Here is a 14,276-nt window from a genome sequence, read left to right as displayed (position 1 = left end):
CCCCTGTTTCGTCAGTGTGACGATAATCGGGAGTATCGATATCGTCAAGGGGACGAAAAGGGGAAGGGTCCGGGGCCATGGCCGCCCGGTAGGACGGACGATGAGTCAACCCGCGGATCCTGGGCAGGCGAGCGCCATGACGACGCAGTCGTTCTTCCGCTACCGGGCCACGAGCCCAAGGAGGTTCACAGACATGGTCCCGCTGCTCCTCGTTCTCCTCCTCGCGCTGATCCTCTTCGGCGTCGGCTTCGCCGTGAAGGTTCTGTGGTGGGTCGCCGTCGCGGTCCTCGTCCTCTGGCTGCTGGGCTTCATCGCCCGCCCCGCGGGCAGCAACGGCCGCTGGTACCGGTGGTAGCCGCGGCAGCGTGGACACCACCCGGGCAGAACCGCCGAGAAAGGACCGCGCGTTCATGACGACGACATCTGGATCCGCCGCCTCCCCGCCAGCCACCCCGCGGCCGAGGACCTGACGGGCTCCGGGGTGCAGGCCCCCTCGACGGCGGCATCGGCAGGGTCGACACGCGATCGAACGGGACCGGCGCGGGCCGGAAGTGGGGGACACCGGCCCGCGCCGGGCGCGCAGGCGGGGCCCGACAACCGATGCGATCAAGCCACGCTTCCGTCACCCGACCGGCTCAGCAGGACCTAGAGTGTGCGCGTGACGGAGCAGCAACCCGAACTCATCGCCGGCCGGTACCAGCTGGTGGAACGCATCGGCCAGGGCGGCATGGGCCGGGTGTGGCGCGGCCTCGACCAGCACCTCTTCGGACGTGAGGTCGCGGTCAAGGAGATCCTTTTTCCGCCAGGCATGGACGACGCCGACCGCGCCGCGCTGGTCCGCCGGTTCGTCGGCGAGGCCCGCGCAGCGGTCACGCTCAGCCACCCGGGGATCATCACCATCCATGACGTCGTGGAGCACAACGGCGTCCCCGTCATCGTGATGGAGCTGGTCCGCGGGCAGTCCCTGGCCGCCGTCATCCGCCGCGACGGGCATCTCACCGTGCGGCGGGTGGCCGAGATCGGCGCCGCCGTGCTCGATGCGCTGGCCGAGGCGCACGGCGCGGGCATCGTCCACCGTGACATCAAGCCGGACAACGTCCTCCTGACCAAGGACCGCGTCGTCCTGACCGACTTCGGCATCGCCCACCTCGCGGACACCGCCACCAGGCTGAGCCGGAGCGGGAGCGTCATCGGCACGCCCCACTACATGCCGCCGGAACAGCTGGAGGGCAGGCGCCCGACCCCCGCCAACGACCTGTGGGCACTCGGCGCGACCCTCTACCACGCCGTCGAGGGGCACCCGCCGTTCGACGCGGAGGGACTCCACGCCCTCGCCGTGGCCGTCTTCACCCGACCGCACCGGCCGGCGGTCCGCGCCGGCTCACTCGCGCCCGTACTGGACGCGCTCCTCACCAAGGACCCGGCGCAGCGCGTCGGCGCCGGCGAAGCAGCCGAGATGCTGGCATCGGTGCTGCGGTCCGCCACGCCCGGACCCCGCACCTCCGCCGGGACGGGACACGGGCCCGGGCCCACCTCGCCGCGTACTCCCGACCCGCGGGCGACGCCCCTCCCGACACCCGACGGGACGCCGACCCCCGCCCCGACCCCCGCCCCCACCCCGGCGGGCCAGGAGCAGCAGCCCCCCACGACACCGTCGCCGCGGACCCCGACCGTCCTGGACTCCGGCTCCGGCGCGGGCACTCCACCCCGCCCCGTGCCGGACCGGCCGACCGCCCCGCCCGTCCCCGAGGCCCCACCCGGGGGACCCGGCGCGAGCACCGCCCCGAACGGGACCGAGGACGGCGAGCGGGCGTCGGCCCGACGCCGGCACCCCGCCCGGCGTTCGGCGGTCCTGGCCACGGTTCTGGCGACGCTCGCCACGGCATCCGTGCTCACCTGGACCCTCACCCGCGACGACGACGCGCCTCGGGGCGGCAGGGCGGCCGGCAACGGGGCGGCGGCGTCCACGGCCACCGTGGTGATCGGGGTCGACGCGCCGCTCAGCGGCGGCCTGTCCGCCATGGGCGTCGGCATCAGGAACGCGGCCGAGCTGGCGGTCCGGACCGCCAACGAGACCGGGCGCGTCCCCGGGGTGACGTTCGAGATCAAGGCCCTGGACGACGGGGCCGACCCGGCCAAGGGCCCGTCCAACGCCGCCCGGTTCGTCTCCGACGAGAAGGTCCTGGGAGTGGTCGGCCCCCTGAACTCCGTCGTCGCCAAGACCCTGGTGGCGCCGCTCACGCGGGCGAACGTGGCCGTCGTGTCACCGGGCAACACCGACCCCGTGCTGACGCTGGGCCCCGACTGGGCCGCCGGGACCACGTCCCGCCCCTCCTCCACCTACTTCCGCACCGTCGCGACGGACGTCGACCAGGGCCCCTTCGCCGCCCGCTACCTGCACGACGAGGCGAAGAGGACCAAGCTGTACGTGGTGGACGACGGGAGCGCCCACGGCACCGCCCTCACCTCCGGGCTCACCGCCGAGTTCACGAAGCTCGGCGGCAGCGTCGTCGGAACCGAGCGGGTCGATCCCGCGGAACGCGCCTTCGCGGGCCTCGCCGCCCGGGTGCGGTCCTCGGGAGCCGACGCCGTGTACTTCGGCGGCTACTACGACACGGCGGCGCCGCTGTCCCAGCAGCTCAAGGAGGCGGGGGTGGACATCCCCCTCATGGGGGGCGACGGCATCTTCGACCAGCAGTACCTCACGACGAACCGCGAGGCCGAGGGTGACCTCGCGACCAACATCGGCGTCGCCGCCGGGGAAACGGCGGCGGGGCGGGACTTCCTCACCCGGTACCGGAAGGCGGGATACCCGGAAGCGGCCGGCTGGTACGGGCCCTACGCGTACGACGCGACCTGGGCCCTCATCGAGGCCGTGCGGGCGGTCGTGGCGGCGAACGGCGGCACTCTCCCGGGCGACGCCCGGGCGCAGGTCCCCCCGGCCGTGGGCCGGCTGGGCTTCGACGGGGTCACGGGCCGCGTCGCCTTCGACCGGAGCGGCGACACGGTCAACCGTCGGCTGACGGTGTACACGGTGACCGGCGGCAGCTGGACGGCCGTGACGAGCGGACCGGCCGCCCGCTGAAGCCGCCCGGGCGGACCTTCCCGCCCGCCGCGGGGCCGGTCGGAGCAGCACCGCTTGCCGCGGACCGCGGCCACTCCGAGGCTGGGGTCCCGGACGGAAGGAGACGGGCATGAGCCGGATCCTGGTGACCGGCTCCGCGGACGGTCTCGGGCGGGCCGCGGCGCAGGCGCTGCTGGCCCGAGGACACGAGGTCGTGGCGCACGCCCGCAACCGGCAGCGCGCGCAGGCCCTCCGGGAGCTGGTGGACCGCGGGGCGGACCTCGTCGTCGGCGACCTCACCGAACGCGCCGCCGTACGGACCATCGCGGCCGAGCTGAACGACGGACCCCCGCTCGACGCGGTCATCCACAACGCCGGCGTCTACCGGGGGCCGGCCGTCATACCGGTCAACGTCGTCGCGCCGTACCTGCTCACGGCCCTCCTGCCCACCCCCGGCCGGCTCGTGTACCTCAGCAGCGGCTCCCACTTCGGCGGGCGTCCCCGTCTCGACGGGGTCGACTGGGAGGGCACGAGCGCCGGTTCGTACGCCGCCAGCAAGCTGTTCGTCACGGCGCTCGCAGCCGCCGTGGCCCGGTTGCGCCCGCACGTGCTGAGCAACGCGGTGGACCCCGGCTGGGTGCCGACCAGGATGGGAGGACCGCACGCGCCGGACGACCTCGACCTCGGGCACCGCACCCAGGAATGGCTCGCCGTCGCCGATGACGCGCCGGCCCTGACGAGCGGCGGGTACTGGTACCACCAGCGGCGCCGTGAGCCGCACCCCGCCGTGCACGACGAGGCGTTCCAGGACCGGCTCCTGCGGACACTGGCCGAGGAGACGGACACGGAGCTCTGACCCGGCCGGGTCCCTGACCTCGCGGCACCGCAGCCCGAAACCGGTCGGGGGGAGCGGCGGCCCACCCCGCCGCCGGTGCCGGCGCCGTTCAGCTCCTGCGCGTCAGCGGCTGCCCGGTGAAGCTCACCCCGGCCAGGCCGTGGGCCATGAGGTTGCGGATGTTGCCGTGATCGGTGCCGTCCGGCGTGGCCAGCACACTGCGGTAGTGCTCACCGAACGCCAGCAGCGCCTCCTGGTCGCTCAGCCCTTCCAGCAGGGCCAGCCCCAGCGTCTTGCACGACCCCTCGTTCTCGCCCGCGGCGTTCTCCAGCTCCCCGTTGCGGAACGCCCGCGGCTGGTACGCGTAGTGCGCGGCGACGAAGGCCAGGGTGTCGGCGAACTCGTGCTCACCTGACGCAAGGCTTGCCCGCAGCGGGTCGAGATCGGTCATGTGGGTTTCCTCGGGGTTGAGCAGACGATCCGGTTGCCGTCCGTGACCGGACGACCATACCCCCCTCGTCGTCGGCCGGTGGGCATCGTCCACGCGTCGGAACGCGCGACATCTCCGCAGGCCACGGCGTGCGACCCCGCGCCCCGCCGGGGGCAGGGTCCGGCCGCGGTGCGTTGTCAGTGCGGGGGGCGATGATGACCTTCATGACCGAAAACAGTGTCCTGCTCTCTCCCGCCGCCTACGTGGAGGCCGTGACCACCGCCGTGGCGGCGTCGGCCGCCTACTACGGCGACGGGACCACCCCGCTCGGCGACGACGAGTACGACGGCCTGGTGCGCGCCATCGCAGCCTACGAGGAGGCCCACCCCGATGAGGTGCTCGCCGAGTCGCCGACCGGGAAGGTCGCGGGCGGGGCCGTCCAGGGAGACGTGCCGCACTCGGTTCCGATGCTTTCCCTCGACAACGTCTTCGACGCCGACGAGCTCGCCGAATGGGCCGCCGGGCTGGAACGGCGCCTCGGGCACCCGGTGGCCGGCTGGTGCGTGGAGCCCAAGCTCGACGGCCTCGCGGTGGCCGCCCGGTACCGGGGCGGCCGGCTCGTTCAGCTCCTCACCCGGGGCGACGGCCTGGCCGGTGAGGACATCACCCACGCCGCCGACGCCGTCCTCGGTCTGCCACCGGTCCTCACCGAGCCGGTCGACGTCGAGCTGCGCGGCGAGGTGCTGCTGACGACCGCCCAGTTCGAGGAGGCCAACCGGATCCGGCTCGCCCACCAGGCCGCGCCCTTCGCGCACCCGCGCAGCGGCGCGGCCGGGACCCTGCGGGCCAAGGACCGCCCGTACCGGGTCGAGTTGACGTTCTTCGCCTACGGGGCGATCGGCCTGGACGACCTCGGCCACCTCGCCCTCCTGGAGGCCCTGGCCGCGCTCGGCGCGCACACGGCCGCGAGTACGGCCGCCGCCCCGATGCGGTGCGAGACCGTGGAACAGGTGCAGGAACGCGTCGACGAGGTCGCCGCTCTGCGCGCGGACCTGCCCTTCGGGATCGACGGTGTCGTCGTCAAGGCCGATGCGGCCGAGGACCAGCGGCGGGCCGGCAACGGCTCCCGCGCCCCGAGATGGGCGGTGGCCCGGAAACTGGCGGCCGAGCACAAGGTGACGCGCCTGCTGGCGGTGGAGTGGAACGTCGGCCGCACCGGGATCATCGCCCCGCGCGCCGTCCTGGAGCCCGTGGTCATCGACGGCGTGACGGTCACCTACGCCACGCTCCACAATCCGTCCGACATCACCCGTCGCGGGCTCATGATCGGCGACCAGGTGTTCGTGTACCGGGCCGGTGACGTGATCCCCCGGGTCGAGGCACCGCTGGTCGACCGGCGCACCGGCGCCGAGAGCCCGATCGCCTTCCCCGAGGCGTGCCCCCGCTGCGGCGACGCGATCGACACCTCCGAGCAGCGGTGGCGGTGCGTGCGCGGCCGGAGCTGTCAGGCCGTGGCCTCGGTGGTCTACGCCGCCGGCCGCGACCAGCTCGACATCGAAGGCCTCGGCGGCACTCGCGCGATCCAGCTGGTGGAGGCCGGTCTGGTCGAGGACGTCGCCGACCTGTTCACGCTGACCCGCGAACAGCTCCTCGGTCTGGAGCGGATGGGCGAGACCAGCGCCACGAACCTCCTGGCCGCGATCGAGACCGCCCGTGGGGCCGCACTGAGCCGCGTGTTCTGCGCCCTCGGAGTCCGCGGCACCGGGCGCACGATGTCCCGCAGGATCGCCGCGCACTTCGGCTCCATGGCCGCGATCCGCGCCGCCGACGCGGACACGCTGGCCGGGGTCGACGGCATCGGCACCGAGAAGGCCCGCGTGATCGCGGCCGAACTCGTCGAACTCGCCCCGCTCCTCGACAAGCTCGCGGCCCAGCAGGTCGGCATCCAGGTCACCGAGCCGCAGAAGCCCGCGACCGGCGCGGACGACGACGGGGCCCGGGCGGGCGGCCCGCTGGCGGGGCAGGCCGTCGTGGTGACCGGCTCCATGACCGGTGCCCTCGCGGCGCTGTCCCGCAACGAGATGAACGAGCTGATCGAGCGGGCCGGCGGCAAGGCCTCGTCGTCGGTGTCCCGGCGCACCACCCTCCTGGTGGCGGGCGAGAAGGCCGGCTCCAAGCGCACCAAGGCCGAAGAACTCGGCATCCGCATCCTCGACCCCGAGGAGTTCGCCGCCCTCGTCGCCGACCTCCTCCCCACCCCGTAGCCGTCGCCGCCCGCCCGCCGTCGACTCGGGGCACTGTCGACCGTCCTGGCCGACGGCGAACGGGGAGTCGCGCGTCGTGCACGTACCCGCCGGCCCGTACGACGACCGGTTCTCCCGTTTCCCCGCGGGGTCAGTGGACGGTCAACGGATCGACCCGCAGCGTCCGGTGCTCGGCGTCGTAGAAGAAGAAGTCGTCGCCCAACAGGTCTCCCGGCTCCGGGATCCTCGTCCTGCCGAGCGCCGGCGCGCCCACGCCGAACAGGGACAGCGCGGCGGCCTCGGGCGGAAAGGTCAGGTTGCAGACGAAGTCGAGGCCGCTGCCTCCCGTCCTCATGTGGACGACGGACCCGGCCTTCACGAGGTCGGAGTAGCGGACGAGGTACGGACGACCGCCGCAGTCCAGCAGCGCGAGGTGGGTGACGTTCGTCTGCCAGAAGCGCGACGGCGAGGCGAAGGCCATCGTGAAGCCGGCGGGCGTCAGGCGCCTGATCATCACTTCGCCGCTCTGCAGACGGTACGTCACCACGTACGCGTCGCCGTCCGCCGGCACGGTCACCACCGCGGTGTGCCCCGCGCCCCACTGCATGGTCCGGACGAACACGGGTTCCGCGGCGGGGTCGTCGATGCGGTACAGCGACGCCTCCCCGGTGAAGGTGTCGTAGCCGACGAAGTGCGGGGCCCCGTCCAGGAGGGTTGTGACGACGTGCGAGTGGAACGGGCCGCCGGGAGGCCCTTCCCAGGCAGGGGCCAGCGCGTCCCGGGCCGCGCTCGTCCGGAAGAGCGCCGTGCGTCCGGAACCCGACTGGTACGCCAGGTAGTTCAGCGACCCGTTCGACTCGAACGGGACGAGCCACGTCCAGCCCGACCCGATCGTCCCGGTGCCCGCGGCGGGATGCGCCGGGTCGAGGGCCGGTGTGCCGTCCGGCCGCCGGGCGGGGTCCAGGTAGTACCGCTCGGGCCTCGAGATCGCGTACGCGCCGGTGGTCATGTGGTACGAGAGCAGGCGGGCACGCGGCCCCACCATGAAGTTCTGCACGTGCGTCCACTCACCCGCCGGCGCCGTCGCCCCGCCTCCCTGCGTGACCATCAGGTGGCCGAGGTCGACGCGGACGATCCGCTCGCAGACGCGGCAGAAGGGGTCTCGGTGATGCCTCATCTTGCAGGTCAGCGAGGGCCGGTAGATGCCGCAGTCGTAGTGGGCGGCCCCCTCGAAGGCGCCCACGGCACCGGCCGGGATCGGTGGCCCGTCCTGCCTGACCCGGTGGTCGCGGGTACAGGGGGCGGTCACCACGGTCGAGGGGACCTGGGTCTGCGCGAGCGTGAGGTCGTCCGCCCACTTCATCGTCCGCACGTCGGTGCGGGTGGTGACGTTGCGCTGTGTGGGCTCGGTGCTGCTGTGGCGGCGAGGGGGATCCGTCAGCTCGTGATGGTCGTACTGGTACTCGTCCTCCAGGACGAATGCCTGGTGCCCCAGCTCGTGGACGGCCACCTGCGCCCAGTCGCGATCGCGTTTGGTGGTCCAGCCGACGCCCTCGTGCGCCGAGCCGCCGTCGAGCTCCGTGTTGTTGACGATGACCAGGAAGTTGTTCACCCCGTCCAGGCCCGGCCGGGCCCGCACGAAGTCCTGCACCGCCTTGCCGTCGCCCCACAGGCTCCGCTCGATCTGCTCCTTCGCGCCGGTCACCGGGTTCTCGTAGATGTCGCGGCCGAACAGGGCACCGAACATCGTGCCGAACTCCGAGTGGTCGGGGGCCGGCCTGAGCAGCTTGATCTTGTTGCCGGTGTTCGTCGAGGGCACGCTCACCTGTACGACGTTGATCAGGGGACGGAGGCCGCGATCGCTGAACGGCACGGTGGACAGGAGCTCGATGACGAACGTGACCGCGTCGATGTCGAACACGCCGGCGTTCAGCTCGGCCTGGGTGTACCCCTCCGAGACGACGGCGACGGTCCAGCCGCTCCTCACGGTCGACGGCCCTCCCACGACGAACTGCACGGTGTTCATCCGTACCTCCGGGGCGTCAGGCGAGCGGGAACGTGCCGATGACGACGGCCGCCTCGTCCGCACGGGCCGCGTCGAGCGGACTGCTGAAGAGGACCAGCGTCCCGGGTACCGCGTAGAGCGGCACCAGCAGTTCGAAGGTGCCCCGCGGTGCGTCCAGGGGGAAGCTGGACAGCCCCGGGGTCTCGGCACCGGAGGGCACCTCCCGGCGCAGGGCGATCGGCTGGTGCAGGGCGCGCCGGTAGCGGACCGCACCCCGCGCGTCGCGCACCTCGTACCAGAAGCCGCTCGTGCCCTCGGGCGGGTCGTCGGGGCCGTCGGGGCCGTCGGGGGGCGGAGCCGTCACGGCCACCTTCGCGGCGACGGTCGTGAGCCGCACCGGCGGCCCGCCCGCCGCCCAGTCCGCGCTGTCGTAGGAGAAGGTCAGGCGCATGGACGCGGTCGGCACGGTCGTCGGCGGTCCTCCCGCCAGCGCGGCCCAGGTCTCCGGTGTCACCGTCCCCGTCACGGCGAGGCCGTGCCGCGTCTGGAAGGCCCGTACCCCCTCGGCGGTCGCCGGACCGAACCGGGCGTCGACATCGAGCGCGGGCACCCCGGCGGAGCGGTTGAGGGACTGCTGGACGCGGGCCACCGGCGGGCCGGTCATCTCCGGTGTGCGGGGACCGGGTTCCAGCAGCGGGCGGGGCGCCGCGAGCGCGAGTGCGAACCAGTCGGGTGTGGTGATCGTGCCGGTCGGCGGGAGCGGTCGGCCCGCCTGGAAGGCCAGCACCGCCGCCTGCGTCAGATCGCCGAAGTTGCCGTCGACGACGAGCGGCGGCTGGGCGGCTCCGGCCGCGTTCAGCAGCGCCTGGGCGAGCTTGACCCGGCCGTCGACCTCGTGCGGGTCGGCCATCCGGGCCAGTACGGGCAGTTCGGCCCAGTCCAGGAGGACCGGCTGGGCCGGGTCGGGGGCGGGGTCGGTCGCCGGGTCGACGGACGCCGGGAACTGGCGGTGGCGCAGCCCGGTCGAGCTGGGCCCGTAGTCGGCGCCGCCCTGGTAGGTGACGGCGATGTCGTGGATCCCGGGCGGCAGCGCCGTGGTGCTCACCCGGGCCCGCCCCTGCGGGTCGACCTCGGCGCTGCCCAGGGTGGTGGTCGCGGTGGCGAACGTCAGCGTCCCCTCGGGCACGTCCCGGTCCGCTCCCAGGGCCCGTACGGTCGCGCTGCACGTCACCCCGCTCCCTCCGTCGGCCGCGTCGGAGCGCACGGCGGGTGTCACGACGTAGCGGCCGACGGTGTTCCAGGCGACGGTGAGGGTGCCGTCCCGCTCGACGTCGAAGGGCGAGGTGAAGACGCCCTTCGTGGTGCGGGGGAGGTAGCCCTTGCCGGGCAGCAGCACCGCCGCGATCTCCCGTGGGTTCGAGGGCCGGGGCTTCGTGCCGTTCTCCATGTTGGTGAGGCCGACGAGATCGCTGTCCGCCGCGGTGGCGTCGATCACGACGGGGTAGCCCGTCAGGACGAGGGTGTCCCCGTCGGCCGACGCGAACCCCTCGTAGGCGGGATCGAGGCTCACGTCCCCGTCACGGGTGACCCCGAACGCCAGGTCGGGCGTGACGTTCGGCGCCGGGCGCAGGGTGTACCGGTACCTCGGCAGCGTGGGGAGGGCCGTCACCTCGTTCACCGTGGTGCGGGACAGCCAGAGGGTCTCCGTGCGGTTCATGCCGTCGGGTGCGAGGTCGTGGGACAGGGCGGTGCCGTCGATGCGGATCGTCCGCCCGCGGACGGTGAGTTCGTTGCCCTCGACGGAGGCGAATCCGGCGTACTTCGGATCGAGGGCCAGGCCGCCGTCCCGGGTGACGCCGTAGAACAGGTCGGCCACGACTCCGGACCCCGGCTGGAAGCCGTAACCGTACCCCGGGAGCGTCGGGACCACCCTGATCGTGTTGACCGACTCCCGTGGCAGGGACGTGACGGCGTTTCCCCGCAGTCCGGTCGGCACCAGGACGTGGTCGAGCGACGTGCCGTCGATGCGGACGTCCCGCCCCCACACCCGCAGGGTGTCCCCTTCGGCGGAGGCGAACCCGGCGTACTCCGGGTCCAGGGTCACCTCGCCGTCCCCGGTGACCCCGAAGGACAGGTCGGCCACGACTCCCGCCCCCGGCTGGAAGCCGTACCCCGCACCCGGGAGCACGGTACGCGTGTGGACCGCGTCCCTGGAGAGGAACACGCTCCCCCTGATTCCGGTGGGCAGCAGGTCGTGGAGCAGCTCCCGGCCGTCGATGCGGACCGTCCGACCCCTCACCGTCAGCGAACCGTCCCCGGCCGCGGCCCAGCCCTCCGCCTCCGGGCCCAACCGCACCACGCCGTCGGTCCCCACGGCGAAGTCGAGCCTGCCCGCCCCGCCGTCGAGGCGGTAGCCGGGCCGTGGCAGCAGAAGGAGGTCATGGGGGCTGCCGGACACCAGGGTCGGCCCGTCGTCGAACCCGCCGGTCCGCAGGAGCAGGTCCTGGTCCAGGGCCGTGGCGTCCAGCCGCACCGGGAGCCCGCGTACGGTCAGTCGGCGCCCGCCGCGTCCGAGGACGAACGCGTCGAAGGAGGCGTCGAAGTCGACCGTTCCGTCGGCCGTCACCTCGAACACGAAGTCCGACGGGGGACCGGTGCCCTGCTTGAGGTGGTAGCCGCCCGCCACGGGCAGCGAGACCGTCGGGGGCGGGGTGGTCGAACCGTCCACGGAGCCCGTCGCGGCCTCCGGGACGGTGAAGGAGCGGAAGGTGAGCCGCGAGGTGTCGATCTCGATGTCGGGCATCGCCACATCCGGTCGGAAGGGGGCACGCCGGCCGAACTCGGCCGGGCCCCGGCTGGACCGTTCACGACCACCGTACCTCGCCCCGAGTGGCTCCTCACCTCGTCCCGAGCAGGCCGTCGCCGCACCCCCGCCCACGTGCCCCCGCGCCCGGCGGGGCGCGGGGGCGCCGCGGGGACACCGCGGTCACGACCCGTCAGAACGGGGTGGGGCCGTGGATCTCCAACCGGGGCGCGGTGTCGATCCAGGTCGCCGAGCGCACCGGGACCAGGCCCACCTCCTGCCCCCCACGGGTCCAGCGCCGGACGACCGGGGCCCCCGGGCCGGCCGTGAGCAGTTCCCGTTCGTCGGGCGTCAGGGCGCACACCCACACCGCGGCGTGCGGCGTGGGCGTTTCGCCCAGCGGGTGCCCCGTCGACCGGTCCCAGCGACGCAGCACCCCGTCGTACGAACCGGCGATGACCTCCCCGTCGGTGGTGAGGACGAGCGCGGCGACGCCGGATCCGGCGCGGAGGGGTTCGAGGAGCGGCCGTCCGCTGTGCCGGTCCCAGCGGCGTACCGTGCCGTCCCGGCCGCCGGTGACGATCTCCGCCCCGTCGGGGGTGACCGCGACGGTGAGCACGGCGCCGGCGTGACCGAGGAGGGGATCGCCGATCGGTGCGCCGCTCTCGCGGTCCCAGCGGCGTACCGTGCCGTCGCCGCCCGCGGTGACCAACTCGCCGTCGTCGGGGGTGAGGGCGAGCGCCCGCACCGGTCCGCCGTGCGCGGTCAGCGCGGCGCCGCGCGGACTCCCGTCGGGAAGGCTCCAGCGGCGGACCGTACCGTCCTCCGCGGCGGTGACGAGCTCGGAACCGTCGGAGGTCAGGGCCAGCGCCCGGATCCAGTCGGCGTGCGCGGTGAACGGATCGGCCGCCTGGGCACCGTCCACCCGTCGCCAGCGGCGCACCGTGCCGTCGCTGCCGGCCGTGATGATCTCACTGTCGTCCGGCGTCAGCAGCAGCGACCAGACCGTGCGCGCGTGCGCGGGGAACGGCGGGGCCGGCGCGGTGCCTTCGACCCGGTCCCAGCGGTGCGCGCGGCCGGTGATGTCCGCTCCGACGACCTCGGCGCCGTCACGCGTCAGCGCCAGTGCGCACGTGACCCACCGCGACGTCATCACGGCGTGCCCCCCTGCGCCGGGAGCGCGGCGTCGAAGGCCAGGCCGCTCGCCGCCTCGCCCCGCCCGGCCCGGACCCGGCGCCCCACCCAGTGGTACAGCCGCCCCTGCCCGTCCCGGACCGCCACCGGCACCCTGGACACGGTCACTCCCGCGCGCGGGATCTCCTCGTCCCGGAAGTACACCGGTTTCACCTCGGGTTCCAGGAGCCGCCCGACCGCCCCCGGCTGCCCGCCGCCGGCGGTACGCCGGACCACCCCGCGCCGGAACCGGACGGCGCCCCGCGCCGCCGGCGCCGCACCGCCGACACCGCCGGCGGGGCCCGGGACCAGGGGCACCGGCACCAGGGGGACCCAGTACGGCGGCACCGGGGTGAGCAGCCGGTACGCCAGCGCGGCACCGGGCCCGGGCGCCGGGTCGGGCCCCTCTTCGAGCGGGAACTCGTCGGCGCGCGCCCGGGGCCTGCCGGTGGCGCTCTGCACCACCCGCTCGATGCCCCAGCCGAGGTTGGCCATCTCGTCGCGGACGAACAACACCTCTTCCACGGCCCCGCCCTCGGTCCGCGCGTGGGCCTGTGACAGCAGCGGCAGCAGCGGGGCGCCTGGGGAGCCGGCCTCGTCCCGGGCGTCGCTGAGCCGGAACAGGGCCAGTTGCCGGTGCGCGACGGGCGCGATGTCGAGCTTCCCGCCGAACGTGTCGAGCACGTTCAGTCCGGTGACCCAGTGGAGCTTCCCGACCTCCAGGTCGACCGGCACGATCCAGTGGTCGTTCCCGTACACGTTGGCGAACTCCATGACGAGGAGCCGGGCGAGGTCCGCGGGACCCGCCTCGATCGCGGGCATGTTCACGGTGGCGTCCTCGAACTCCCACCAGCGGTCCGCGGGCATCCCCGGGTACGCCGCCCGAGTGGGCAGGGACACGTGCCGCGTAGCGGGGGCGTCCGGCAGGTCGAGGGGCGTGCCACCGGCGTCGAGGTCGAAGCGGTACGGGTCGGCGCTCCCGCCCGGGTACTCGGGTGCGGTCAGCACGACCCGGCGGTCACCCACCTCGGCCTCCACCCCGAACCGGTGCTCCAGCCGTTCGGTCACCCAGGTCGAGGGGCTCGGCACGGGGTGCTCCGCGTCGAACCACCGCTGCCACCGGTCCGCCGCCTCGTCGAAGAGCGCGGCCGCGGCTCCGGCCAGGCCCGCCGGCCGCCAGCCGCTGCTCAGCTCCCGGGCGAGCCGGTCACCGTCGGGCGTACGGGGCCGGAGCACCCGCCACAGGGCCAGCCCCGCCGGGTCGATCGGATGCTCCGGTCCCGCCCCGCCGTCGGCGGGCCTGGCCAGGGGGCACTTCTGGAGGAGCTTGCGCGTCACGTCGGCGCGCACGCCGGGGGACAGCGGACCCAGCAGGGACAGGAACCGCGCACCCGCCCGTGCCGCGGCCCGGAGCGTCAGCTCCCGCGGACCGCCGGCCTCCGCCAGGTACTCCACGGGCGTCCCCGGCGGATACGGCGCGGAGGGGCCGCCGGTCCCCGGCCGGAAGCGGTCCACCTCCGCGCCGGCCGTCCCGATCGTCACCAGGACCGGTGAACCGCCGTCCTCGCCCCGGAACTCGGCCAGCTGCCACTGGCGGGCCAGCAGGAACAGCGGGTCCGCGACCCGTGCCTCGAGGGACTCGTCCAGCTGGCCGCCGCTTCCGGAGGACCGGACCTGTGGCTCCAGCCGGTGGAAGTGGGAGAACCGGGCCGCGTCGGTCATG

General features: G+C 74.2%; 9 protein-coding genes. 4 read left to right on the top strand and 5 right to left on the bottom strand.

All coding sequences use genetic code 11. The features are described 5' to 3' along the window. The first annotated feature begins 193 nt into the window (after window positions 1-193). The 3 genes from IF43_RS0105900 (at window position 194) to IF43_RS0105890 (ending at window position 3,920) form a co-directional block, all read left to right on the top strand. The gene (locus IF43_RS0105900) at window positions 194-355 is read left to right on the top strand and encodes a hypothetical protein (protein ID WP_030194870.1); all 162 of its coding nucleotides are present in this window, start codon (window positions 194-196) and stop codon (window positions 353-355) included. Window positions 356-658: 303 nt separating this feature from the next. Then, window positions 659-3,085: a bifunctional serine/threonine-protein kinase/ABC transporter substrate-binding protein gene (locus IF43_RS38985; protein ID WP_158939177.1), complete on the top strand. Its 2,427-nt coding sequence runs from the start codon at window positions 659-661 to the stop codon at window positions 3,083-3,085. Between the two features lie 109 nt (window positions 3,086-3,194). Next, on the top strand, window positions 3,195-3,920 hold the full coding sequence (locus tag IF43_RS0105890) for an SDR family NAD(P)-dependent oxidoreductase (RefSeq protein ID WP_030194864.1): 726 nt from the start codon (window positions 3,195-3,197) through the stop codon (window positions 3,918-3,920). A gap of 88 nt (window positions 3,921-4,008) precedes the next feature. Here the strand turns inward: IF43_RS0105890 and IF43_RS0105885 are convergent, their stop codons facing one another. Continuing rightward, a complete protein-coding gene (locus IF43_RS0105885; protein WP_030194858.1) occupies window positions 4,009-4,350 on the bottom strand; it encodes a HopJ type III effector protein in 342 nt (113 codons plus the stop codon). A gap of 194 nt (window positions 4,351-4,544) precedes the next feature. On the opposite strand from IF43_RS0105885, the gene ligA reads away from it, so the two are divergent. After that, a complete protein-coding gene (ligA, locus tag IF43_RS0105880; RefSeq protein WP_030194856.1) occupies window positions 4,545-6,593 on the top strand; it encodes an NAD-dependent DNA ligase LigA in 2,049 nt (682 codons plus the stop codon). Window positions 6,594-6,723: 130 nt separating this feature from the next. Here ligA and IF43_RS0105875 read toward each other — a convergent pair whose 3' ends face one another. The 4 genes from IF43_RS0105875 to IF43_RS0105860 form a co-directional block, all read right to left on the bottom strand. After that, a complete protein-coding gene (locus IF43_RS0105875) occupies window positions 6,724-8,598 on the bottom strand; it encodes a M64 family metallopeptidase (protein ID WP_030194854.1) in 1,875 nt (624 codons plus the stop codon). Between the two features lie 16 nt (window positions 8,599-8,614). Beyond that, entirely contained in the window at window positions 8,615-11,380 is a 2,766-nt protein-coding gene (locus IF43_RS37805; protein WP_051794769.1) for a peptidoglycan-binding protein, read from the bottom strand. 193 nt (window positions 11,381-11,573) lie between these two features. Next, complete coding sequence (locus IF43_RS0105865; RefSeq protein ID WP_030194850.1) at window positions 11,574-12,533, bottom strand: WD40 repeat domain-containing protein; 960 nt, start codon at window positions 12,531-12,533, stop codon at window positions 11,574-11,576. Continuing rightward, entirely contained in the window at window positions 12,533-14,275 is a 1,743-nt protein-coding gene (locus IF43_RS0105860) for a hypothetical protein (protein ID WP_030194848.1), read from the bottom strand. The genes IF43_RS0105865 and IF43_RS0105860 overlap by 1 nt, the downstream gene beginning before the upstream one ends. Window position 14,276: the final 1 nt, after the last annotated feature.

Source organism: Streptomyces sp. NRRL S-87 (assembly GCF_000719335.1).
Classification (GTDB): domain Bacteria; phylum Actinomycetota; class Actinomycetes; order Streptomycetales; family Streptomycetaceae; genus Streptomyces.
This window is presented reverse-complemented; position numbering and strand designations above follow the sequence as displayed.